This window comes from Cytobacillus sp. FSL M8-0252, from assembly GCF_038007345.1.
In the GTDB taxonomy this organism is placed as follows: domain Bacteria; phylum Bacillota; class Bacilli; order Bacillales; family Cytobacillaceae; genus Cytobacillus; species Cytobacillus kochii.
This window is the reverse complement of record NZ_JBBOWZ010000001.1, coordinates 4,517,431-4,542,429: the sequence shown is the minus strand read 5'-3', so window position 1 is coordinate 4,542,429 and position 24,999 is coordinate 4,517,431. Positions and strand designations below refer to the sequence as shown.

The window sequence follows — 24,999 nt, the reverse complement described above, 5'->3', positions numbered from 1 at the left end:
AATGATTAACAAATGATTTCGAAGGAGGGGTGAAATTGGTCGGATTTATATTCAGAAGATTTTTTCAACTTGTGATTCTACTATTTGGTATTTCCTTTCTTGTATTCTCATCCATGTATTTGGCGCCTGGTGACCCGGCATCAATGATTGGAGGGCCAACAGCATCAAAAGAAGATGTGGAGGCGATAAGAGATAATCTTGGTTTAGATGACCCTTTTCTTACACAATATGGTCGCTATGTAGTAGATCTTGTACAAGGTGATTTAGGATATTCATATCAAAACCAACAGTCTGTAGCTGAGGCGATTGGGGTAAGGCTGCCAAATACGCTAAAGTTAGCAATTGCCAGTATGATTGTCGCCATTGTTATTGGTATTTTAACAGGGTTGATATCAGCTCTTAAACAAAATTCTTGGCTAGATGTAGGGTCAACAACCTTTGCTCTTGCGGGTATCTCTATACCGAACTTTTGGATGGGTGCTGTCCTTATCCTTATATTTTCCGTTAACTTACAACTACTCCCGGTCGGTGGGTTATCTTCACCATGGTATACCATTGAAGGGGTGAAGGAATTAATCTTACCTGCAATCACTTTAGGGACAGGGGCAGCTGCGATGATTGCTAGAATGACGAGATCATCTATGCTTGAAGTAGTAAGGGCAGATTATGTAAGAACAGCAAGAGCAAAAGGTGTAAAAGAACGCGAAGTTATATGGATTCATACATTAAAAAATGCGATGATTCCTGTTTTGACAGTGATTGGTGTGAACTTTGGTTCGCTATTAGGAGGGACCATTATCACTGAAAAAGTATTTGCGATTAATGGTGTAGGTAGGCTAATGATTGACGCCATAGCAGCTAGAGATTTTCCGATGGTACAAGGCTCTGTTCTTTTAGTAGCTACACTCTTTGTTGTTGTGAATTTAGTCGTTGATGTGGTTTATACATATATTGATCCAAGGATTAAATATCAGTAATGACGAAGGGAGGAAAAACTGATGCCAGAGGTTGTTCAGGCAACGAATAGTCCAGTAGCAGTAACACCGAAAAAGGATAATGAGTGGTTGTTAATTATAAAAAGGTTGCTACGAAATAAGTTAGCGGTTCTAGGGTTAATCATTATCATTCTTCAAATCGCCATGGCGTTGTTGGCACCTATTATTGCAACCCACGATCCCGTGAAGCAGGACCTATCAGCTAGTGAATTACCTGTATTTAGTGAGGGTCATTGGTTAGGCACAGACAATTATGGAAGAGATGTTTGGAGCCGAATTGTTTATGGCTCACAAATTTCTCTATTAGTAGGGATCGTAGCTGTAGTGCTCGGCCTTCTTGGTGGCGTTACGCTAGGTTTACTTGGTGGATATTACAAAAAATTAGATGGCATTATTATGAGATTTGTCGATTTATTATTTTCATTCCCAGGGATTTTACTTGCTATGCTCATTATTGCTGTACTCGGTACAAGTTTAGTAAATGTAGCTATCGCTATAAGTATTTGGTCGATACCTTCCTGTGCACGAATTGTGCGAGGGTCCGTTTTATCGATAAAGGAAAAAGAATATATTATGGCCATGAAATCGGTAGGTGCTTCAGATCTTCGTATTATGATTAAACATATATTACCAAATTGTTTTGCGCCTATTATAGTTTTTGCCACAATGCGAATGGCTACGGCTATTCTTTCAACAGCTGCATTAAGCTATTTAGGCTTAGGTGCACAACCACCTACCCCTGAATGGGGATCAATGATTTCGCAAGGACAGGCTTTTATGTGGTCATCTCCACATCTAACGATTGTACCTGGGATTGCCATCATGTTAACTGTATTTGCTTTTAATGTATTAGGGGATGGATTACGAGATGCCATTGATCCTAATATGAATGTATAAAATTTGGGGGGAATTAAGAATGAGGAAAAAGTTATTAGCAATACTAGCGGTATTCACATTAATGATTGTATCTGCTTGTTCAAGCGGTAATGAACCGGCAAGTGGGGAGGGTGAAGGGAACGGTAAAATCGATACATTTACATATGCTTCACTATCAGATGCAGTAGGGCTATCACCTATTATGACAAATGATAGTGCATCAGCTAATGTGACTGACCATGTGTATGAAAAGTTGTTTGATAGAAATACAGAAACAATGGAAATAGAACCTAAATTAGCTGAATCTTATGAAAATCCAGATGAGAACACTTGGCTGATTAAATTAAAAGAAGGAGTTAAGTTCCATGATGGAACAGACTTTAATGCAGAAGCTGTTAAATATACTTTTGATAAATTAAGAGATCCAGAGACAGCAGCCCCACGAGCTTCACTAATGGAGCCGGTTGAATCTATTAATGTGATTGACGATTACACAGTTGAAATCAAAACTAAATATCCATACGGTCCTTTTCTAGCGGCACTGTCACATTCTAATGCAGCCATTGTAAGCCCAACAGCTGATAAAGAGGGAGATTTAAATAAAGAGCCTGTCGGTACAGGGCCATTCAAATTTGCGAAATGGGTACCAGGGGATCAAGTCGTATTAGAAGCAAATGAAGACTATCGTGATGGCGCACCTGCGATTCAACAATTAATTTTTAAAGTTGTTCCAGAAATATCAACAGCAATCTCGATGTTACAAACAGGAGAAGTACAATTTATTGATAACCTTCCTATGGAACAGATTGAAAGAATTGAAAGTCTTAAGAATGTAACAGTTGAAAAGGTGGATGGGACACCAGAATACTATTTCACTGTGAATCATGGAAAAGAAGAATACCAAGATGCAAAATTACGTGAAGCTTTTGCTAGCGCGATTGACCGGGATGCTGTTGTTTCAAAAATGAATGGGTTAGGCATTCGCAGTGATAGTGTCATAGGGCCAAAAGTATTTGGGTACGTAGAATCTGCTGCTGAAGCAGGTACACCTTATGATTTAGAAAAGGCTAAAAGTTTAGTAGAGGAAAATGGATTTGGAGAGAAAACGTATAAGTTATTAACACCAAATAGAAGTAATTTCTTACTGATGGCTGAAATCGTTCAAGCGCAATTGTCAGAGGCCGGGTTTAACATCGAAATTGAGTCAATGGAATGGGCTTCATTCCTAGATACGGCAAGACAAGGGAACTTTGATTTAACCTTCTTAAGCTGGTCTAACTTAACGGCTGATGGCTCAGAATTATTTTATCCTAATTTCCACACTGATAATGTAGGTGCATCAAATAGAGCACAATATAGTAACGAAGCATTTGATCAATTAGTAGATGAATCGAGAACAACAACAGACCAAGATAAACGGTTAGAACTATTAGATCAAGCTAATCGCTTAATGTTAGATGACGATGCAGTCGTTATTATGTATCACTCCATCGTAACAGCTGCAATGGATCAATCTTATGAAGGTCTACTTTTAGAAGCAACTGGTAAATGGAATCTATCAGAAGTAACAAGAAAGTAGGTGCAACAATGGGAGAGGCTTTACTAGAAGTGAAAAATATGATTACAGAGTTTCGGACAGCAGACGGGTATTTACCTGCTGTCCGCGATGTTTCATTCTCGCTAAATAAGGGTGAGACATTATGTATTGTTGGCGAATCGGGCTGTGGTAAAAGTATAACTTCTCTCTCAATTATTGGATTGTTACCTAGTAACGGTAGAATTGCAAGTGGAGAAATTAAGTATGAGGGAGAGGCTATTCAAAGTCATACAGCTGAACAAATGAGACAGATTCGTGGCAACCAAATCTCGATGATATTTCAAGAACCGATGACAGCGCTGAATCCTGTATTAACGATAGGCTATCAGTTAAGAGAACCTCTAATAATTCATGAGAAATTATCTAAAAAAGAAGCCCATAAAAAGGGAATTGATCTTCTGAAAAGTGTGGGTATTCCTTATCCTGAGAAAAGAATGAGTCAATATCCACATGAATTAAGTGGAGGCATGCGTCAAAGGGTAATGATCGCGATTGCGTTGTCATGTAACCCCGGATTACTGATTGCAGATGAACCGACGACTGCGTTAGATGTGACGATTCAAGCGCAAATTCTAGATTTGATTAATGATTTAAAGCAAGAATATCATATGGGCGTAATCATGGTGACTCATGATATGGGTGTTGTTGCAGAAGTAGCTGACAGAGTAATGGTTATGTATGCAGGGAAAAAGGTAGAAGAAGGGACAGTAGAGGAGATTTTTAATCATCCAAAACATCCTTATACCGTTGGACTGTTAAATTCTGTACCAGATGTAGACAAACCTGACTTTGAACTTGAAGCTATTCCTGGTTCTTTACCTAGTTTAAATCAACAAATTCAAGGTTGCCGATTCCACGACCGTTGTAAATTTGCCATGGAAACATGTAAACAACAAGAGCCACCTGCCTTTGATTTGTCTCACTCTCATTCGGTGAGTTGCTGGCTTGAAGCAGAGGAGGTAACAAATCCATGAGTGTCGCAAATGATAATGGGAGAAAAAAGACCCTTCTTGAAATTAACCAGTTAAAGAAGTACTACCCAATCAAGGGTGGTTTGTTGCAAAGGGTACAATCTCATGTGAAAGCAGTAGAAAATGTTTCTTTTAAATTATATGAAGGTGAAAGTTTAGGTGTTGTAGGAGAGTCAGGGTGTGGAAAATCGACGTTAGGAAAAGCCATTCTAGGATTAGAAGAATTAACGGCCGGGACAGTTAAATTCAAAGAGACCGAAATACAATCATTAAGAAAAAAAGAAAAGCTTAAATTTGTGAAAGAAATGCAAATGATCTTCCAAGATCCCTTTGCTTCTTTAAATCCTAGACAAAAAATAGGTCCAGCTATAGCAGAGGTTTTTTCCATACATACATCTATGTCCAGTAAAGAAAAAAAGTTAGCGGTTTTAGATTTATTAAAAGAAGTAGGCTTAAAAGAAGAGCATTATGATCGTTTTCCTCATGAATTCAGTGGTGGACAAAGGCAGAGAATTGGGATTGCACGTGCCATCTGTTTAAATCCATCCTTTATCATTTGTGACGAGGCAGTATCTGCTCTCGACGTATCTGTCCAAGCACAGGTGTTAAAGTTATTGAAAACCTTACAGCAAAAGTATCAACTATCTTATATGTTTATTTCTCATGACTTAGGTGTTGTTCGTTATTTTTGCGATAGAGTACTAGTGATGTATTTAGGGAATACGGTTGAGGAGGGAAAGGTAGAGGATTTATATAATGCTCCTCTACATCCCTATACACAAGCATTACTTTCTGCTATTCCTAGACCCTCTATTGAAAAGAAACGAAATAGAATAAGATTACAAGGTGATTTACCGAATCCGGCAGATCCTCCTTCTGGTTGTCCCTTTCATACACGTTGCCCAATAGCGAGGACACAATGTATGGAAGAGAAGCCTCAATGGAGAGAGTACGGTGAGGAACATTATGCAGCTTGTCATTTTGCTGGGGAATCTATTTTTAAAGAAGCGAAGTGAAATTCCTTTGAAGAGCGAGGTGCTGTTAGCTAGCATCTCGTGTTTTTATTGTAGGTTAACATTTGTGTAAGAATAATCAAGATAATTAACATGTTGATTTTGGAGAATTTAAAATATATTAGATTTAAATCCTGTTATTATCATTAATTTTATTCTATAATCTGTAATGTGTAATATACATTACGTAAGTTAAAATTGATTTTATATTTACAAATGTAAAAGGAGAGGTTAATTTGGATTACTTACATCACCCATTCTCGGCAAAAAGACATACAGTGTTCGCTAAAAAAGGAATGGTAGCGACTTCACAGCCTTTAGCAGCACAAGCAGGTATTGAGATATTGCAAAAAGGGGGGAATGCGATTGATGCAGCGATTGCAACAGCTGCAGCATTAACAGTCGTTGAGCCAACTTCAAATGGAATCGGTGGAGATGCCTTTGCTCTCGTTTGGGTAAAAGATCAACTTCATGGATTAAATGCTTCTGGCCCTGCACCTCAATCCATTTCTGCTGATGAGGTTAAAAAGCGTGGATTCACAAAAATGCCAACATACGGTACCATCCCTGTTACTGTACCTGGGGTACCAGCCGCATGGGCAACGTTATCGAAACGGTTCGGTAAACTATCTTTACTTGAATCATTAAAGCCAGCGATTAGATATGCAGAAGAGGGCTATCCGCTGACACCGATTCTAGGGAAGTATTGGAAAAGGGCATATACGAAGTTTAAAGAAGAATTTACTGATGAGGCTTTCGAAGGATGGTTCGAAACGTTCGCACCGGGGGGAAGAGCACCAGAAATCGGTGAATTATGGCGTTCAGAAGGGCACGCTAAAACCCTTCAAGCAATTGGAGAGTCGGAAGGTCGCTCCTTTTATGAGGGTGAATTAGCGGAACAAATGGATGCTTTTATGAAGAAACATGAAGGTTTTTTAACAAAAGAAGATCTGTGTAAATATGAGCCTGAATGGGTAAATCCTATCTCTACTCAGTACAGAGGTTACGATGTATGGGAGATTCCTCCGAATGGTCAAGGAATGGTTGCGTTGATGGCACTTAATAATTTTGAGAGATTGTCAAAGCCACAATGGCAATCAGCCCAAACGCTTCATGAACAAATTGAATCGATGAAACTTGCCTTTACCGATGGAAAAGCATTTATTACAGAGGCAGCAGATATGCCTATTGAAACAGAAGAGTTACTTTCTAAGGAGTATGCGGATAAACGCAGTCAAACAATTTCGGATATCGCTTCCAATCCGGAACCTTATGAGTTGCCGAAAGGCGGTACAGTATATTTAGCTGCTGCAGATGAAGAAGGAAATATGATTTCTTATATTCAGAGTAATTACATGGGCTTTGGCTCAGGAATTGTGATCCCAGGTACGGGCATTAGTTTACAAAATAGAGGTCATGATTTCTCATTGGATGACAATCATCCGAATTATTTAAAAGGTGGCAAACGGACTTATCATACAATCATCCCTGGCTTCTTAACAAAAGATGGTAAGGCAGTTGGTCCTTTTGGTGTAATGGGCGGCTATATGCAACCACAAGGTCATTTCCAAGTAGTAACCAATACGGTCGACTATGCCTTAAATCCGCAAGCTGCACTAGATATGCCAAGATGGCAATGGATGAAAGAAAAATCTATTTTCGTAGAACCAGAGTTTCCTAATTATATAGTGCAAGAGTTAGAAAGAAGGGGTCATCAAGTTACAATTACACCGGATGGAGGAAGCTTTGGGCGTGGGCAAATCATTTGGCGTAATCCTGAGACTGGTGTATTAATGGGTGGAACTGAATCCCGTACGGATGGTACGATTGCCGCTTGGTAGCATCAGCGAAAGAAAAACAACGAGAAGAAGCTAAGCCTCAAACACGCCAAGGCTTACGTTTACAAAAAGAATTAATGATTGGGAACTTCCGTACTGGAATGTTAGGGTTTGGCGGTGGACCATCCTCTATACCACTATTCCAGCAAGAAGCAGTAAAGAAATACAAATGGATGACAGAAGAAGAGTTTGCCGATACTTTGGCATTGGCTAACACGATGCCAGGCCCCATTGCGACAAAGATGGCCGGTTACATTGGCTACCGTGTCGGAGGAATCGTAGGAATGATTAATGCCCTTGTTTCTTCCGTTCTCCCTACTGTTATTATCCTTATAAGTCTTCTGCAAGTTTTACAAGCTTATAAAGATATTCCATGGGTAAAGCATATGTCAGCATCGATTGTCCCGGTTGTAGCTGTGATGCTGGCGCAAATGACTTGGGAATTTGTAAAGAAATCGGGCACGACGCTTGGGTGGAAGAAAGCTATTATTCTCATATTAGCGTCTTTCTTACTTACAGAAGTGACGCACTTGCATCCAGGTATTCTCATCATGATATTAATTATTTCCGTCTTTATTCCTTTTAAGAGGAAGGAGAATCCATCATGATTTATTGGGAAATCTTTTTAGCTTTCTTTATTCCAGGTATTCTTGGTTACGGTGGTGGACCTGCGACCATTCCCTTAATTGAAAATGAAGTCGTCGGTAAATATGGCTGGATGTCCACTCAAGAATTTAGTGAAGTCCTAGCGATTGGGAATTCCTTGCCAGGGCCGATTGCGACGAAAATGGCCGGTTATATCGGCTACGCAGAAGGGGGAATTTTAGGTAGTTTCGTTGCCCTCTTTGCTACAATAGCTCCTTCGATTATCTTAATGCTCGTACTGATGGCGATTTTAATGAAATATAAAGACACCCCTCAAGTCAAAAATATTTCTAAAATTGTCCGTCCAGTGATCGCTGTGTTGCTAGCCGTCATGACCTTCCAATTTCTGAAGGATTCCTTCTCTTCATTAGGGATGGTTTATTCTCTTTTGATGGTCATTGGTAGTTATTTTTTATTAGAAAAAATGAAAATGCACCCCGCCATTGTTATTAGTATCGCTTTAGCCGTAGGGGCCATTTCGGGATTGATTATCTATTAGTCTAGGTGAAAGAACGTAAGACCGAATGAAAAACTGCTTTGGTTCAACAAGTTATCACAGAGGGATATCTGCAAATGGATTCGCAGCTTCGTTCTTTAATCTGAGAAGGACGATTGCCCTGTTTGCAAGATGCTCATGCTGAAATGAATTCATCAATAGAAGGGAATATGAGAAAAATCTATTAATCTTTCATCCTTCTCTTTAATTATAAAAACCGGTAGCGATTCGCTACCGGTCATATATAGTGAAATGGGGGGAATTATATTAGACATAAAGATTAGTTTTTAGTAGAGCCGACAACAACAAGTTTACCTTGATCAAGTACTTCTTCATACCTCTCAGCTTCAACATCAGTCATACCAACTGATCTCATTTTAGAACGTAATTCATCGCCTCGGCTTTTGAAGACGTTTCCGATGGAGTCAAAAACACCTTGTTCTTTCATACCAATATCATTTGTATCTGTTGCATCTGTTAAATTTTCTGAGCGGTCTCTGTCATGTGCGAATAAGTATATATCCTTCTTAGTATAACCTTCGTTTTCAAGAGAGTTAATGATGCTAACCGCCTGTACTCCGTTTTCTACAACTTCGATTTTATACATAGTTTACATCCTCCTCTTTTTTGAAGAGTATCTTGTGTCTCTTCTTAGTGTATATATATCCGTTCTACAATAGATTAAACCTTAATGTTTATTGGTAAAAAATAGAATCATTAATTGATAGATAAAAATGTTCTTTGGAGCCTTGTGTTATGAAAGTGATTTATTTATTATTTAAATATAAAATATTTATAATTTTCTAACATAATAAGGAGATCATTTTGCGCAAAGTATTGCTCGTTTTCATGTTTTTCACTCTCTTCCCATTCACTCATGTCCTAGCAGAAGAACAAGTGTATCGAATAGGAACAGAAAAAGCGTTTCCACCATTTTCTTATCTTAATCAAAACGGGGAGCTACAAGGCTTAAGCATTGCCGTCTTAGAAAGGATAGCCGACAAAAATGATGTGAAGTTTGAGTTTATCCCTATGGATGGAAAGCAAGCTGAGGAAGCGTTAAGAAGGGGAGAAATAGATGGTGTTGCCGGGGTCACCTATAGTATAGACAAGGAGAAGTATATGGACTTTTCCACCCCTTATTTTACGATGTCGGATTCATTAGTGATACCTAGACGCTTGAAAGACGAAGTAGAGAATATAGAAGATTTGCGGGATACGCATATAGTATTAAAAGAAGATACGGCTGGATTAAATACATTAATAAACTTGCGAAATAATAACTTTACTGTGACGACTAACCAATACAACGGTTTATTTATGCTTTGGAATGGCCGCGCGGATGTTTTTATTGGCAACAAATGGACCTCATATTTTTTTTTAGATCGGTATGAGTTAGAGAAACAATATGTTGTGTTAGATATCATTTTGGATCCTGCAGATTATGCTGTAGCTGTACAAGAAGGGGACGAGGAATTTCGACAGTTCTTAGATAAAGCCATCATTGATTTAAAGGCAACAGGGGAAATGAACCAGCTGGTTGATTTTTGGACGAAAGGTGAAAATGAAGAGGAAATCACAAGGTTAAAGGATTTCATTACCATTTTATCAATATTTATGGCCATTGGTGGTTTTATTCTTATTCTCATCTATATATGGAATTATCGGTTGAAATTAGCTGTCAATGAACATACGAAAGAACTGACTCTTTTGAATGAGGATTTGCATGACCAACGGCAACGTACCGCTGATAGCAATGCTTTTAAAGATCAAATAATCAATAATATAGATGCTGGCATTATTACTTTTGATTTGAACTTTATGATGACGAGTTGCAATTCAAGGGCACTTGATATTTTAGAGTGGCCCCAACAAGAGGGGATTGAGCAGTCACCCATTTTTAAAGAAGTACGAACGCAATTCTATCATGATAGTGCCAAACAATTTGTGCTTCATCGAAACGGTCAACGGAAAATTATCTATTATTCATTGAACGAAATGTATAATTCTTTGGAAAATCAAGCAGGGTATTTGCTTACTATCAGAGATGAAACGGAAAAGGTCCAATTAGAGCAGAAGTTACTCACACAGGAAAAGCTTCATGCGCTTGGACAGTTAGTAGCCGGTGTTGCTCACGAAATAAGAAACCCATTAACATCCATTAAAACATTTATCAATTTAATTCCAAGAAAAATAGCACAAAAAGACTTTCAAGAGATGTTAGTCAAACATTTACCAAGAGAAGTTGACCGGCTAAATCAGATTGTCACCGATCTTATTGATTATGCGAGACCAAGTACCCCACGTATTCAGCCATGTTCTGCATCTGAGTTAACTACTATGCTGACATTCTTACATGTAACGATGAAGGATGAGCACATTGACTTTCAATTAAAAGTACCAGATGGGTTAGTTTTTTATATTGATCCGCAGCAAATTAGACAAGTACTTTTGAACATTTTACTGAATGGGGTGGATGCAGTAAAGAATGTTACTGGGAAGCGTATAGAGTTAGAAATGTATCATCTAGATGGAGAATGCGGGGAAATTTCAATTAAAGATAATGGTGAAGGGATGAGTGTGGAGCAACAACATCATATTTTTGATCCGTTTTATACGACAAAAGCAAAAGGAGTCGGTCTAGGGCTTACACTTTCTTATCATTTAGTACAAGAAAACAATGGGGACATTAGCGTAACAAGTACGAAAGAAGAAGGGACACGGTTCGTTATTACTTTACCTATTTATCGAGAGGAGGATTCGCTCAATGAAGCCAGGTCTACTCGTCATTGATGATGAAGCTGCGATTTGTATGTCAATAAAGTTTGCCTTAGAAGATGATTATCAAGTATATACAACCATAGACCCAAAGGAAGGGATAGAGTGGGTGAAGAGTAAACGAATCGATATCGTCTTATTAGACTTAAGAATGGGGGCTGTTAGCGGTCTAGATATTTTAAAGAAAGTGAGGGAAATACGTTCGGAGCTCACGGCCATTATGATGACAGCTTTTGCAAGCATTGAGACATCGATTGAGGCAATTAAACAAGGTGCCTATTATTATATTGAAAAGCCGATTGATATGGATAAATTATCTGTATTAATCATGCGCGCACTGCAATATAAACAAGTCTCAAATCGCCTGGAGTCAAAAGATAAACAACTGGAAGCACGTGCGTTTTTAGGGACAAGCAAGGCGATGCAACAAGTATTCTCAATGATTGATCGCATTAAGGACATCGATTCAAGCGTACTTATTACGGGAGAAAGTGGAACAGGCAAAGAATTAGTTGCGAGGGAAATTCATTTTTCTGGTAGAAGGTATCAAGGTCCATTAGAGATTGTCAATTGTGCGGCTATTCCTGATAATTTACTAGAATCAGAGCTGTTTGGTTACGAAAAAGGAGCCTTTACAGGAGCCACTCAATCGAAGGATGGCAAATGTGTTGCAGCTAACGGCGGGACATTATTTCTAGATGAAATGAGTGAATTGCCTTTGTCTCTACAAGCAAAGCTTTTACGAGTCATCCAAGAGCGTGAAGTCACACCACTTGGATCTAATAAGAAAAAGCAACTCGACATCCGTATTATTAGTGCAGCCAACAAAAATATCGCGCAAATGGTCAAAAACGGTGAGTTCCGCGAAGATTTATACTTTCGCTTAAATGTGATTCCTATTCATATGCCACCGCTTAGACAAAGAAAGGAAGATATCCCGCTACTCATCAATCATTTGATTCAAAAATTTAATCAATCAATGAACAAACAAAAAGAGGGTCTGACACCGAAAGCGATGGAAGTGCTTCTCCATTATCCGTATGCAGGGAATGTCAGAGAACTTGGCAATATAATCGAGTATGCTGTGGCGTTATCAATGGACCGATTAATCGACGTGTTAGATTTGCCCCATTTCGTCCAAGGTCATGCCGAACATCCGATGAATGAGGATGAAATGATTCAATTACCACTTGGTATCCCGATGAAGGAGGTAGAGAAGCGAGTTATTACTGCTACCCTTAAGCACTATAAAGATCATAGGCAAAAAACCGCTCATTCCTTGCAGATTTCGGAGAGGAGTTTGCGGGATAAGTTGAAGAATTATAAGAAATAAAAGAACCGGCAATATTTTCTGCCTCATACGGAAATAATTGCCGGTTTTCCTTTCGATAAAATTGTAAGCGTATACATAAAACAATATTATGAATTTTGGCACAACATTTGCATTAATAAAACTAAGGAGGATGTTAGTAGGGATGAAGTCATTTTTGTGGGTGGCAATTATTTTTCTGTTAAGCGGTTGTTCGAATACTCATTCCGAGATCCGGTCTTCTTATGATCCATATAAGGCTCCATCAGAAGAACTAGCGGTTGGGAAAAAGTCAATCGTGCTGGCAACAGGTGATGTATCAGGTGTGTATTATCCGCTAGGTACGGGGTTAATGACGATTTTAGAAGAATATAATAAGGCTGCTTTTGGTACAAGAGTGACAAATGCTTCGATTCAAAATGCGAAGCTCGTAAGTAGTAATGAGGTAGAGCTTGGGATATCGATGGCTGATGTATTGTATTCTGATGAACTATCACAAAAACATTTAAATGTATTAACCAATCTCTATCGCAACTATATGCAAATCGTAACATCAGATCCATCCATTGAATCCTTATCTGACTTAAAAGGTAAGCGAGTCAGTTTAGGTGCAGAAGGAAGTGGCACAAGATTTACGGCAGAAAGGCTATTAGACGCAGCAGGGCTTAGTCAAGAGACAATGGACATTTCGTATTTATCCTTTACCCAATCGGCTGCGGGTATGAACAATGGTACCATTGACGTTGCCTTCCTCTCTTCCGGATTACCTAATCCAGTTATCGAACAATTGCTAGAGGAGGAGAATCTTACGTTAGTTAAGGTAGATGAGGAAACAAGTAAGCGCTTAAATCAGCAATACGAGGGTTATGAGTGGCAAGAAATTCCGAGCTATACATATGAGGGAATAACGGAGCCGACACCGACAGTTACAGTACAAAACGTGCTGTATGCGAATGAAGAATTATCTAATGAGCTGGCTTATCACATTTTAAAAGGTATCTATGAGCACTTAGATGAATGGGCCGTCTATCATCCAGCCGTAGCAAATATGACGGTTGAAGAAGCAGCAACTAATATCGCGATTCCGCTTCATCCAGGTGCCAAACAATATATAAACGAAGTAGGGGGAAAGTAAAATGAAAAAAATCATTACGGCATTATCTATTTTTATGTTGCTATGTCTAGCTGCTTGTGGGGCGCCAACACCACAAAAATCCGGTGAACAAGCAAGTTCAGAAGGCGGAGGCTCAGATAGTAAGTCAATTACGGTAGCGGGTAATGGTGGCGTTATTGAACAAACGATAAGAGATGTAATCGCACCGAAATTTGAAGAAGAAACCGGTATTAAAGTGAATTATATCCCAGGATTATCAGGAGAGATTCTTTCTAAAGTAGAGTTACAAAAGAATGCGCCACATATTGATATCGCTTTCTTTGTACCAACTGATGTTTATCGGGCGAATGAAAAAGATTTAACTGAGACATTAAGTGAAGAGAATGTACCGAACTTCTCCAATGTCATTGATGATTTCGTATCTGTTGAGGGTGCGGGGGCACCAGTTTTTGGCTTAGCTATTGCCCCAGCATATAATACGGAATCATTCGAAAAAAATGGTTGGGGACCAATTGAATCTTGGAATGACCTTGTATCCGGAGATTATGAAGGAAAAACCGCATTTGTTGATATCACAAATGACTGGGGATTTAATACATTAAACGCGTTAGCAATAGCAAATGGTGGGAGTACAGATAACGTTAATCCTGGTATAGAAAAAGCGAAGGAATTGGCAGGTTACTCAACCACTTTCTATAAAAACTCAACACAGGTGATGCCAGCGATTCAACAAGGTGCTGCTGACCTATCTGTTTTAGGTTCTTATGTAATTAGTGATTTAGCTGAATCAGGTATACCAATTAAAATGGCGATACCAAAAGAAGGTGTTCCACTACAAGCCTTTAGTGCAACTTTAGTGAAGAACACACCAAAAGAAGAGCAAGCTCTCCAATTTATTGATTATCTTGTGAGTGAGGAAGCACAATCGTTAATTGCAGAGGAAGGGTTCTATCCAATTGCTGAAGGAGTAGAACTACCTGAAAAATATCAAGAATCTATTGGGATAGCAGAGGATGATCCAACATTTAAGCCAGATGTCCCTCAATTCGCGGAAATTAGAGCGGAATGGTCAGATCGTTGGAATAAAGAAGTCGTTCCTGAAATTGGCAAACTACTAGAATAATAGAAGAGGAGGCATAATGAGATGACGACAGCGATAAGCGACGTAGAAATTAAGGGAGCTATAAAAAAATTCGGATCAAATATTGTTCTTAATTCCATCGATTTAGAAGTAAGGCAGGGTGAGCTTCTCACCTTGCTTGGCCCTTCTGGATGCGGAAAATCGACCACTTTAAATTTAATTGCGGGTTTTCTTGAGGCAGACCAAGGAGATGTGTTTATTAAAGGAAAAAAGGTGACAAAGGTGCCTCCATATAAAAGAGATTTGGGTATGGTTTTCCAAACGTATTCTCTTTTTCCACATATGACGGTTTATGACAACTTAAGCTTTGGTTTAAAATTAAGAAAAATTTCCAAGTCAGAACAAAAAAAGAAAATCGATCGTGTTCTTGAACTTGTAAAGTTATCAGGGTTAGAACATCGCTATCCCCGGGAACTTTCAGGCGGACAAAGACAGAGAGTAGCCATCGCCAGAGCGTTGGTTGTTGAACCGGAATTATTATTATTAGATGAGCCATTATCGAACCTTGATGCGAAGTTAAGGCATGAGCTTCGCTTAGAAATCAAAAGGTTACAAAAAGAAATCGGTGTAACGACTATCTTTGTTACCCATGATCAGGAAGAAGCACTATCGCTTTCCGATCGTGTCGTAGTAATGAATGCAGGTAAGATTGAACAAATTAGTACACCGACATCCATCTACAAACATCCAAAAACAGAATTTGTTTTTCAATTTATCGGTAAATCTAACTCATTTGAAGGTATTGTTACATCAACAGATCAAAAGCGGATTATGGTTCAAGCGGGTCAAGAAGTCACATCAGTAAGTTGGGATAATGTGATTGGAGAGAATCGCACGTTCCAAAAAGGGGATGAAGTAAAATTATACATTCGCCCAGAAAACATTCATATTTCTGAGTCACAAGAGGCTGTTGATGGTTATGAACTACATCCTGCGAAAATCACACAACTGAATTACTTAGGGACTTCTTGGGAAATAGATGTCGCATTTATGGGGAAATCTCTGCAAATATTAACAAATGAGTACCGTTCATCATGGAAAGAGGGAAGCGAGGTGTTTGTAGGATGGAAGCCGCAAGAGCTCAAAATCATCAGAAAAGAGTAGCACCTGAGGGACAACCGCCGCAACAAGAGAGGCGCGTGAAAAAACGGAAGCCATGGGCACCTGGCTTGTTGTTATTAACACCGATTCTCTTGTTCTTATTCGGATTTTTTGTTGTACCGATGTTATATATTTTGTACTTAAGCTTTATTTCAACTGATAGCTTAAGTGGTGAAGGAGCTAGTTACAGTTTATCAAATTATATCACGCTCTTTACGGATAGCTATTATTTAAACTCTTTATGGATTACGGTTAAGATTAGCTTATTATCTAGTCTGGTTGCGCTCGTATTGGGTTATCCGATCGCTTTAACGATGGCAAAGGCTTCTGCAAAAATGCGCGCACTTATTACACTACTGATTGCTTCACCTCTTTTGGTTAGTATTGTTGTTCGTAACTTTGGCTGGTATTTATTACTTCTACCTAATGGGACCGTTAATACACTATTAATGGATATGGGTCTAATTAGCAAGCCTATGAATCTATTGTTTTCAGAGGTTGGTGTCATTATAGGTCTTTCAAATGCCTATTTACCATTTATGGTACTAGCTATAGTCACAAGCTTATACAATATTGACCCATCATTAGAGAAGGCATCGGCCATCTTAGGTGCAAGTCCATTAAGGAACTTCCTTTCGATTACATTACCACTGAGCTTACCAGGTATTGTCTCTGGTTGCGTTTTAGTCTTTAGCTTATCGATGAGTGCCTACGTAACACCGGCACTTATGGGTGGAGCGAATGTGCCTGTGATGCCAGTTGTTGTATACGACCAAATTAATAATCTCCTGCAATGGACATTTGGATCGGCATTATCATACGTTTTGCTTGGGACAACGCTTCTATCAGTCTTTTTATTTACTCGAGGGTTTGAGAAGAGTAAATTCAAGGAGGTGTTCCGTTAATGAATGCCATTGGGAAATTACGCGGAGCATTGGCTGTTATTGGGATTATCTACATCTTGATACCACTAATCGCTGTCATCCCTGCATCGTTCACAAAAGCAAGCTATCCAAGCTTTCCGCCAGAAGGGTTTTCGTTTCAATGGTATACGAAAATCTTGGAAAGGCCTGAATTTATTGACGCCTTTATGAATAGTTTGCAATTTGCAGTGCTTGCAGCACTATTTGCCGTTATATTCGGCACACTAGGTGCGCTAGCTATTGCCAAGTATGATATTCCCGGAAAGTCAGCGATTACATCCTTTTTAACGGCGCCACTTAGTGTACCTCAGCTTGTATTAGGGATAGCATTATTAATTTACTTCACACCATTAATGCTTGCGGGTACGTCAATAGGATTCCTGATTTCACATATTATCATTTGTATTCCATACGTGATTCGTTTAGTGTTAACTGGCTTAAGCGGTTTTGATTATAATTTAGAAAAAGCGGGGGCAATTTTAGGCGCCAATCCATGGACGGTCTTCTGGAAAATCACGCTCCCATTAATCCGACCTGCAATTATCTCCGGTGGCCTTTTCGCTTTCTTAACCTCCTTTGATAATGTAACGGTCTCACTCTTTATGATCTCTCCTGAAACACGCACTTTACCAATTGAAATATTCTCTACCATGCAAGATGCTTATAATCCAATTGTTGCCTCTGTATCCAGTGTTGTCATATTCATCTCCGGGATTCTCATCGTCATCTTAGAGAAAATCCACGGTGTCGGAAAAGTTTTTGGTGGGGGCCATCATTAATTATTTCTTTAGTCAGGATTAGCGCGCACATTGATATGTGCGTGCTTTTGCTCGTTCATAACAACAATAGCAGGAATAAACAAAGCGTGTCTTGAAAGTTAGACTAATCAATAGTAAGGGTGAATATAAATGAGAAGATTAAAAGAGATTTATAGATATATGTTATTTCGGCTGTTTGGGAGAAAGTCTAGAAAAGTAGGATGGACATTATTTGCTCCATTAAAGATATTCCCTGAATATATAGTTGATACGGAAAATGGCCAAGTGACTGGGTTAGTCATGTATGATGAGAAGGTTTACTTGACCGTTGTTGTAGATGTTCTGAACGAAAAAACTTCCGTAAAAGGAAGCCTTAGAAGAATCCATAAATTTACGAAACCTTTTAAAAAGCACAACTATATAGAAATGATTGAAGAAGAAGCTAAATTTTTGCTTGAAGATAAATGCCCAAATGAGTAATCTCCTCAGGAGGTCTAGAGTAAAGTGGGAGAGTGGAAATAATTGTATAATAAGATAATGGAGTATAATCGATAGGAACCTGGAAGGATGGAGGTAATAAGATGAGCATTTAAATAGAATATAGTAACACAGCTTTAATATTGACCTATCAGGTCTTACGACGATTACCTCTTTTAGGAAAACAATCAAAATTCCTTACCATGTGATTGAAGAAGTGCAGACTGGAAGTTTCAAGTTCCCCTTAACAGCAATTAAAAGAACAGGTATTACTACAGTCGGTCATAAAGCAGTGCTTTTCATTATTAATAAAAAGAAATATTTTATCCTATTAAAACGAAGAACAAGTAGTACTCCTCGTTTTAATACTTTGAATTTGATAGGTGAGTGATTGAAAAAGGTGATCCAAAATAACTAGAGAAAAGCTTCGTGATGCGCTGTGGTCATATGAATAAATAAAAGTACTGTTTATTAAAGTAACAATCTATCAACTTAGAGAATGGGCAATGATAGATCTAAAGGTAGGAGAATGAATTTGAATAGGATTATTAGTATTATACTTGCCATAGTATTTTTTGCTTTTCTCTTTGGATATGAACCTATACAACTTATTTTTGAAGATGTATTTGCATTGATGTACCCATTTTTAATCTTACTAGGCCTTATCACATTAATCATTATCCTAGGGGTGTTTATAAAATAGATCTGAAGATGGCATTCTATCTCTATAAGGATTGATCCGGATGATTAGGGGTATGAAGTGTCTAATCATTCGGTTTTTTTGTGATTTATATCCTTATATGAAAAAAATAGAGGAATAGAGCAAAAGACACTCGACTCCCTCAGGGAAATAGAGGGAAATTTGAGACCTCACAGGTAATGCAGAGAAGGCTCAAGCGTTCCCTCCCCGTGGAAAGCGAATGTCTGTTAGTGCAATGGAACGGACTTTTTGGCAACTGATTTTTTATAGATTATGATTTGTTTTTGTTCGTTTTGAAGTTAGGTCATTTAATTTTGTCCTACCCCGCTTTTATCCATTTAGTTCTGGTTTTTGTATCGCCGGTTTTATATATTTACATAGTAATTTCCTCGAGATAGGGCCAACGATTAATAACTGTGATGGAAGGGCCACAATAATATTTAAAGCTAATGTCTTTAGATAAGCGGTAAAGATAGAACCTTCAATCCCGATTGTTATCAAGGTCAAGATGATTCCGTATGCTGACATGATGGCAACCATTATAGGAACCATACAAAAAGCAAAAACAATAATAAAGTTGAATTCTTTTGATTGATCATAAGGTAGAGATCTTGCAAGTTTGTGTGCGACTGGCTCAACGAAAGACTCTGCGATAAAAGCAACAATAAACGTTATTGCAAATTGAATCAATGCACTACCTAAGCTATACGATGAAAAGCCGTGTAAAGCAGAGTTGTAAACGGACATGATTAAAACCATCCCAAAACACATGAATAGGCCAAAAATAAGGCCTTCTTTTTTATTACTAGGCAAATGAAAAACAACCTTTCTTTTAAGAGAATAAATGTAATTATATCGGTTCAAATTTTTCTTCATAAGTGACATATTTGTGAATTTTACTAAGAGATTTCATTTCCTTATATATCTTTTGGGGGTTTTTAACTTTATGAAATTAGTTTTGCTAGTTTAAATTTAAAAACATATAAGTTTAACTAATAGGGCTCTCGTTAAAATCGTTCTTTTGAGGGCATTTGTCATTTGCCCATAGAAGGAGAGAAAATTGAAGTTGAAAAATTGTTTAATAAATAGGGATGGAAGCTTCTCATTACGAATATCCACTTTTTTAACAAAATATTTAAAATTTATAAATAACTACTATATTGAATGTTGAGGAATATGTTATGGTAAAGTTACACAATGAAAAAATAATGCGAAATGAGAGGATGACCATTAAAAAGACTAAATATTGGACAGTTGGAGACTTATCAAAACTAACGGGGCTTACGTTTCGAACTTTACGATATTATGATCAAATTAGTTTATTATCTCCATCTGAATATTCCGAATCTGGACATAGGTTATATGATGAGGAAGACATTTTAATTTTATTTCAAATTCTTACTCTGAAAGATTTGGGGTTATCACTCGAAGAGATTAAATCTACTTTGAAAGATGAAGATTACACACCTAACAAAGTCATTAACCTTCATATAGAGCGGCTGAAAATTGCGATAAAAAATCAGGAAGGTCTTTTAAAAGAATTACAAAATTTATCTTCTCTTATGCAACTAGAACAACATATATCATTTGATGATTTAGCCCAGGTTTTAATGATGAAAAAGAATGCAACACCTACCCAGAGAAGAAGTAAAGCATTAACCTTTAAAGAAATCACATAGTATGATATTTGGTAGAAAGAAGGAGCCCATTTTTCAACATATGTATTATTACTTTGATATTTGCATGGTTTGAATCATAGGTTCAAAAAAGTAAGTAAAAAGCCCGATTACCCTCAAAAAACTGGTAAACGGACTTTTGTTTTATAAAGTGATGGAAAATCATTTCTAATTATGACGATGCGTGTTTTTTCGATTCTTTTGGAAAAATTGTGTAGGAAAAAGAAATTAATCCATCAATAACTAAAATAATTGTCCAAATCCTACTTAAGTTATTTGTTGCTGAATGATCAAAAGGGAACGCAGCGTTACTTGATGCAAACCATTGTTGAAAGAAGTCCCCTATAGAACTAATCGTGGAGAATTGGTTTGATAATCCAAGAAAAAGGGCTAAAAGAATATGCACACCTAAAAATATGAGAAGATGCATAAAAAAGTGTTTTCTTTCTACAGCAGCAAATTCCTTTCCATCCAACTCTTTTACTTGATCTTCTATATTAATTGTTTCGCCTCTCCAGTTTGCTACTTTTTTCTGTATAAATCGATCAAGCTTTCTGAAATCTGATTTCCCATAGGTAAATGCGTATACAATCACAATTAATATAACAACCTGGTAGCTTGTAAATTCACCAGTTCTCATATAATCCATAAAGCCCATTGTGGCAATCCATAGGTCGTTCACTATAAAAATGCCGAAGAAAAGAAAACTGAGCTTATTTAACTTGAACCAATATCTTAAAATGAGAAAAGATAGTATTGAAATCCAGAAAATAACTTCAGCAGCAATAAAAAACTCCCATTTATGGTCTAAAATAAAATCCATTTGGTAAACCCTCCTAATTTTCTGTTAGCATTTCTATCCATTTCATGTCAGCTTCAAGATGCAGTATCTTACCATCAATTAAATAATGAATGGCCTCATTTTCTTCAGAAAATACGTGACTATTTCTTAGTTGTTGTAATTGAAAGATGTTTTTAATGATGAGTTCCTTATGTTGTTTAATCATCTCGCCAAGATTTTTAAATGATAGTTGTTTTGCACAAAGTAATTTAAAGTAAAACTCATCTTGAAGGAGGGAGCTTTCAACCGGTAGCAATAGCCATTTTTGAAGCTCAGCTTTCCCCTTTGGTGTAATGCGATAAATTTTCAGTTCTGACTCTTTTTCTTGTGCTTCTTGTACAAATTCATCTCTAATTAATCGATCAATCGTTGTATATATTTGTCCAGCGTTTAAATCCCACTGTTTATAAACCATAGATTCGAAAGAGACTTTTAAATCATAACGATGGCGAGGAGACTGGGATAAAAGCGTCAATATGGCATGCTTTACTGACATATAAATTCCTCTTTCCTCTTTTTAATAATATGAATGGGTAGTTGTAAAAATTCTACCCATCTAATCTTGTTTAAGTGATTTTGATATCGTTATTTTATTGACTGTATATGAAGGTAATACTGAAGCTGCTATGCTGACAATTAAGCCACAAATGATAGAAATAAGTATTGTCTCTAATGGTACAATAAATTCTATCAGTATATCCTCTGAGGTTTTGGCGTTTAAATAGATTGTGGCAATTCCAAGAAATATGCCAATCAAAATACCGTTTAACCCAATAATAAGCCCTTCACTTATGATGGTTTTATAGATTTGCCATCTTGTAAAAGCAATAGCTCTCATCACGCCAATTTCCCTAACTCGGTCCATTACATTCATTGTTAATGTGTTTAATATACCAATTCCCGTTATGATGATAGCAATCATTAATAATCCACTGAAGAGTGATTTTACGCCTGGAAGGGCACGCTCTTGTTTAGATATTTCTTCATTTAAAGTCTGTACAGAGCTTAAATCAAAAGGAAAAGTGTTAAGAAGTTCATTTTTTACAGAGCTTTCATCTGTATGTTCATCTAAGACTATTAATCCCTTAGAAGGAGAAACATTTGGATGCAGTTGGTTGATATTCTCTTCTGAAATAAACGCAGTATAGCCACCATATTGTGTTGTATTAACTTTCCCAACAACTCTTAAGCTGTTTTCTTTTCCATTTTGATAAATAGTCATAGTATCGCCTATTTTTCCGCCCCACTCACGAAACGCATATTCTCCTAGTAAAATGGTATCTTTTTCTTCAAGTGCATCCAATATTTGCTTTTGCTCAGATTCATGAGCGTAAAATAAAGGATTATTACTATACCAATCATTCTTCACTTCTATCATTGTAAATTGGCGATTCTCATCGCCTATGCTCCAAGTGGCTGGGCTTTCGCTATAAGCCATAACATCTTTTACACCATCCATCTGACTAATCTGTTCTAGTTTTTCATTAGAGATCGGAGTCTCGCTGCTAAACTGAATATTACCACCAAAGGAACGGATGACATCTCGGCTTATGTTTTGTTCTAAAGAAGTAAAGATAGATGAAACGAGTAAGCCAAGACAAATAGCAATTGCAAGAATTAATGACATATTTGAAGAACGATTTAATGTAAGCAATGTGCTCTTTCCGGCAATACTTCCCTCGTATCCCAAAAATGAAGTTTTAGAAAAGAGAATCGTCAAAGCCTTCATCATTATAGGATATAGAAGTATAACAGCTACTAAAAGAAAAACGATGGATATGGCATGAGGAATAAACACACCTAATAATACAATACACCCAATGATCGTTCGCTTTTTTTGACCGCTGACCTTTTCAGTAGGTATGGACTTTAAACTACTAATTACATCTACTTTGCTAGCATAAGTAACTGGAATTAAAGATGCGAGCATAGGTATGATAATACCTAATAAAATGGAAAGGGGAAGTGCATACATGAATTGCATTTTGACTTCAATGTTTGTTTGGAAAGAACCGAATAACCCATCTTGGAGCAAGTTTGCTAGCATAAACCCTGCTGGAATGCCAAGAATAAGTCCAATAATTACGAGATATAAGACTTCCATAAGAAATAGGATTTTGACTTGATTAGGTGTATAGCCGACAGTCTTCATGATGGCTATTTCATTCTTTCGTTCCGATACACTAACATAAAGGGTGTTGTATAAAATGAAAGCCCCAATAAGCATGGCGAGTCCACCAATGGCATAAAGCATGAAATACAACTCTTCTAATTGATTGGTTTGTCTTTCATCTAAAACGACCTTTTGAAATATGAGTTCTTCATTTTGTAAGCTGTCCTTTATTGCTGTTATACTGCTTATTTGTTCCACATTCTCTTTAAACTTTATTCTTATTTCACCAATTTGGTTTGGTGCATTATACAATTCTTGAATATTATCTAAAGTTGTAAGAGCTCGCCAATTCTTATTACTTGCCTCATTCCAGCTTGCTGGACCTTCCAACAAAGCTGTATCAGCTACAATTGCTGATATGGCTACATCTTTATTACCTTTAGGAAGTTGTATATTCAATATTTCTCCTGCGCGTAGATTCCACAATTCGGCGGTAGTCTCTGATATAATAATGCCCTTTTGATCAAGGTTACCAGCAATGACATCTAATGATAATAACTCGTTATCAAAGGAAGAAAGCCCGGTTAATCTCAGATTGCTTTCAGCGGAATGATGTGCACTATCTAAATTAATTTTTGTTTGTCTATGGACTAGCCCTGTTATGCTACTAATATCTGAGTTTGTTTCAACTTCATCCAATATTTCTTCTGAAAAAGTATTGGATGTTGAATGGATAGTATAATCAGCGTTCCCTGTGAACTCCTTTAGTTGCTCCGTTGTAAGATATTTTGCCGTTTCGACAGTGCTGATAACTGCGAACATAGTGGTAATCCCAATGAGAATGGCCAATAAAGTAAAGAAGGAACGTGATTTTTTACGAATTAAGTTTCGTAATGATGCTAGCCATAGCATTTTGATCCCCGCCTTCTGCTTGCTTAATATCTGATTCAATCATTCCGTCTTTTAACAAAATAATACGATTCGCAAAGCTTGCTGCATACATATCATGAGTAACCATGATAATCGTGAGTTTCTGGTCTTGGTGAAGAGAAGAGAGTAGTCTTAATATTTCTGTTCCCATTTTTCTGTCAAGATTGCCAGTCGGTTCGTCTGCGAGTACTAATTTTGGTTCCATTGATAATGCTCTTGCTATAGAAACACGTTGTTGTTGACCACCACTTAATTGCGAAGGATAATTTTTTTCTTTGCCTTCCAGTTTTGTGGATTGGATGAGATTAGTAACAGTTGTTTGAATACTTGCTTTTGGCAAACGATCGGCGTGCATAGGAAAAGCAATATTTTCTTCAACTGTCATGTTAGGAAGAAGCTGATAATTCTGAAATACAAATCCAATATTCTTTCTGCGGAAAAGTGTTCTTTCCTTTTCTGACATGTCTTGAAGTTTTGCATGATTAACTTGGATGTTTCCAATATCCGCTTGGTCAAGGCCACCAAGAAGGTTCAATAGCGTACTTTTTCCAGAACCTGAGGGTCCCATAATTGCAATAAATTCCCCTTCATTTATTGTTAAATCAATGCCCTTTAATACTTCGTATGATTCCTTTCCAATTTCATAAGTTTTCTTTATACCTTCTATTTGAATCATATAAAGCCTCCTATTCAGTATATACTCAGTA

General features: G+C 37.4%; 23 protein-coding genes. 17 read left to right on the top strand and 6 right to left on the bottom strand.

Features of this window, described 5'->3' with window-relative positions; genetic code table 11:
- Nucleotides 1–35: 35 nt before the first annotated feature.
- The 8 genes from nikB (at nucleotide 36) to MKX83_RS22900 (ending at nucleotide 8,434) form a co-directional block, all read left to right on the top strand.
- On the top strand, nucleotides 36–977 hold the full coding sequence (gene nikB / locus MKX83_RS22935; protein WP_095371486.1) for a nickel ABC transporter permease: 942 nt from the start codon (nucleotides 36–38) through the stop codon (nucleotides 975–977).
- A gap of 21 nt (nucleotides 978–998) precedes the next feature.
- A complete protein-coding gene (locus MKX83_RS22930) occupies nucleotides 999–1,892 on the top strand; it encodes an ABC transporter permease (protein WP_095371487.1) in 894 nt (297 codons plus the stop codon).
- Between the two features lie 19 nt (nucleotides 1,893–1,911).
- Nucleotides 1,912–3,450, top strand: a complete 1,539-nt coding sequence (locus MKX83_RS22925; RefSeq protein WP_341058213.1) for an ABC transporter substrate-binding protein — start codon at nucleotides 1,912–1,914, stop codon at nucleotides 3,448–3,450.
- 8 nt (nucleotides 3,451–3,458) lie between these two features.
- Complete coding sequence (locus MKX83_RS22920) at nucleotides 3,459–4,442, top strand: ABC transporter ATP-binding protein (protein ID WP_095373578.1); 984 nt, start codon at nucleotides 3,459–3,461, stop codon at nucleotides 4,440–4,442.
- On the top strand, nucleotides 4,439–5,455 hold the full coding sequence (locus tag MKX83_RS22915) for an ABC transporter ATP-binding protein (protein WP_095371488.1): 1,017 nt from the start codon (nucleotides 4,439–4,441) through the stop codon (nucleotides 5,453–5,455). Before MKX83_RS22920 ends, MKX83_RS22915 begins: the two co-directional genes overlap by 4 nt.
- Nucleotides 5,456–5,688: 233 nt before the next feature.
- Nucleotides 5,689–7,293 carry a gamma-glutamyltransferase family protein gene (locus MKX83_RS22910; protein WP_307316474.1) on the top strand — a complete coding sequence of 535 codons (1,605 nt, stop codon included), beginning with the start codon at nucleotides 5,689–5,691 and terminating at the stop codon, nucleotides 7,291–7,293.
- Nucleotides 7,294–7,367: 74 nt separating this feature from the next.
- A complete protein-coding gene (locus tag MKX83_RS22905) occupies nucleotides 7,368–7,898 on the top strand; it encodes a chromate transporter (protein ID WP_095373579.1) in 531 nt (176 codons plus the stop codon).
- Nucleotides 7,895–8,434 carry a chromate transporter gene (locus MKX83_RS22900; RefSeq protein WP_095371490.1) on the top strand — a complete coding sequence of 180 codons (540 nt, stop codon included), beginning with the start codon at nucleotides 7,895–7,897 and terminating at the stop codon, nucleotides 8,432–8,434. Before MKX83_RS22905 ends, MKX83_RS22900 begins: the two co-directional genes overlap by 4 nt.
- Nucleotides 8,435–8,711: 277 nt before the next feature.
- On the opposite strand, the gene MKX83_RS22895 is transcribed toward MKX83_RS22900, so the two are convergent.
- Entirely contained in the window at nucleotides 8,712–9,038 is a 327-nt protein-coding gene (locus MKX83_RS22895; protein ID WP_095371491.1) for a general stress protein, read from the bottom strand.
- Nucleotides 9,039–9,256: 218 nt separating this feature from the next.
- On the opposite strand from MKX83_RS22895, the gene MKX83_RS22890 reads away from it, so the two are divergent.
- From MKX83_RS22890 to MKX83_RS22855, 8 genes are all read left to right on the top strand, one after another.
- Nucleotides 9,257–11,224, top strand: a complete 1,968-nt coding sequence (locus MKX83_RS22890) for a transporter substrate-binding domain-containing protein (protein WP_341058209.1) — start codon at nucleotides 9,257–9,259, stop codon at nucleotides 11,222–11,224.
- Nucleotides 11,199–12,542 carry a sigma-54-dependent transcriptional regulator gene (locus MKX83_RS22885; protein WP_095371493.1) on the top strand — a complete coding sequence of 448 codons (1,344 nt, stop codon included), beginning with the start codon at nucleotides 11,199–11,201 and terminating at the stop codon, nucleotides 12,540–12,542. Before MKX83_RS22890 ends, MKX83_RS22885 begins: the two co-directional genes overlap by 26 nt.
- Before the next feature lie 142 nt (nucleotides 12,543–12,684).
- Complete coding sequence (locus MKX83_RS22880) at nucleotides 12,685–13,653, top strand: TAXI family TRAP transporter solute-binding subunit (protein ID WP_157733854.1); 969 nt, start codon at nucleotides 12,685–12,687, stop codon at nucleotides 13,651–13,653.
- A gap of 1 nt (nucleotide 13,654) precedes the next feature.
- The gene (locus MKX83_RS22875) at nucleotides 13,655–14,755 is read left to right on the top strand and encodes an ABC transporter substrate-binding protein (protein ID WP_095371495.1); all 1,101 of its coding nucleotides are present in this window, start codon (nucleotides 13,655–13,657) and stop codon (nucleotides 14,753–14,755) included.
- 21 nt (nucleotides 14,756–14,776) lie between these two features.
- The gene (locus MKX83_RS22870) at nucleotides 14,777–15,877 is read left to right on the top strand and encodes an ABC transporter ATP-binding protein (RefSeq protein WP_095371496.1); all 1,101 of its coding nucleotides are present in this window, start codon (nucleotides 14,777–14,779) and stop codon (nucleotides 15,875–15,877) included.
- Entirely contained in the window at nucleotides 15,838–16,779 is a 942-nt protein-coding gene (locus MKX83_RS22865; protein WP_095371497.1) for an ABC transporter permease, read from the top strand. The genes MKX83_RS22870 and MKX83_RS22865 overlap by 40 nt, the downstream gene beginning before the upstream one ends.
- Nucleotides 16,779–17,576 carry an ABC transporter permease gene (locus tag MKX83_RS22860; protein ID WP_341058204.1) on the top strand — a complete coding sequence of 266 codons (798 nt, stop codon included), beginning with the start codon at nucleotides 16,779–16,781 and terminating at the stop codon, nucleotides 17,574–17,576. The genes MKX83_RS22865 and MKX83_RS22860 overlap by 1 nt, the downstream gene beginning before the upstream one ends.
- A gap of 129 nt (nucleotides 17,577–17,705) precedes the next feature.
- Entirely contained in the window at nucleotides 17,706–18,035 is a 330-nt protein-coding gene (locus MKX83_RS22855; protein WP_341058203.1) for a hypothetical protein, read from the top strand.
- Between the two features lie 1,027 nt (nucleotides 18,036–19,062).
- Here MKX83_RS22855 and MKX83_RS22850 read toward each other — a convergent pair.
- Nucleotides 19,063–19,503, bottom strand: coding sequence for a DUF2798 domain-containing protein (locus tag MKX83_RS22850; protein WP_224936941.1), 441 nt, complete (start codon nucleotides 19,501–19,503; stop codon nucleotides 19,063–19,065).
- A gap of 410 nt (nucleotides 19,504–19,913) precedes the next feature.
- On the opposite strand from MKX83_RS22850, the gene MKX83_RS22845 reads away from it, so the two are divergent.
- On the top strand, nucleotides 19,914–20,411 hold the full coding sequence (locus MKX83_RS22845; RefSeq protein WP_341058202.1) for a MerR family transcriptional regulator: 498 nt from the start codon (nucleotides 19,914–19,916) through the stop codon (nucleotides 20,409–20,411).
- 169 nt (nucleotides 20,412–20,580) lie between these two features.
- Here the strand turns inward: MKX83_RS22845 and MKX83_RS22840 are convergent, their stop codons facing one another.
- From MKX83_RS22840 to MKX83_RS22825, 4 genes are read right to left on the bottom strand one after another with little or no spacing between them, the layout of a single operon-like run.
- On the bottom strand, nucleotides 20,581–21,231 hold the full coding sequence (locus MKX83_RS22840; protein WP_095371501.1) for a hypothetical protein: 651 nt from the start codon (nucleotides 21,229–21,231) through the stop codon (nucleotides 20,581–20,583).
- Between the two features lie 13 nt (nucleotides 21,232–21,244).
- On the bottom strand, nucleotides 21,245–21,745 hold the full coding sequence (locus MKX83_RS22835) for a PadR family transcriptional regulator (RefSeq protein ID WP_095371502.1): 501 nt from the start codon (nucleotides 21,743–21,745) through the stop codon (nucleotides 21,245–21,247).
- A gap of 60 nt (nucleotides 21,746–21,805) precedes the next feature.
- The gene (locus MKX83_RS22830; protein WP_341052538.1) at nucleotides 21,806–24,274 is read right to left on the bottom strand and encodes an ABC transporter permease; all 2,469 of its coding nucleotides are present in this window, start codon (nucleotides 24,272–24,274) and stop codon (nucleotides 21,806–21,808) included.
- On the bottom strand, nucleotides 24,237–24,968 hold the full coding sequence (locus MKX83_RS22825; protein ID WP_095371504.1) for an ABC transporter ATP-binding protein: 732 nt from the start codon (nucleotides 24,966–24,968) through the stop codon (nucleotides 24,237–24,239). Before MKX83_RS22825 ends, MKX83_RS22830 begins: the two co-directional genes overlap by 38 nt.
- Nucleotides 24,969–24,999: the final 31 nt, after the last annotated feature.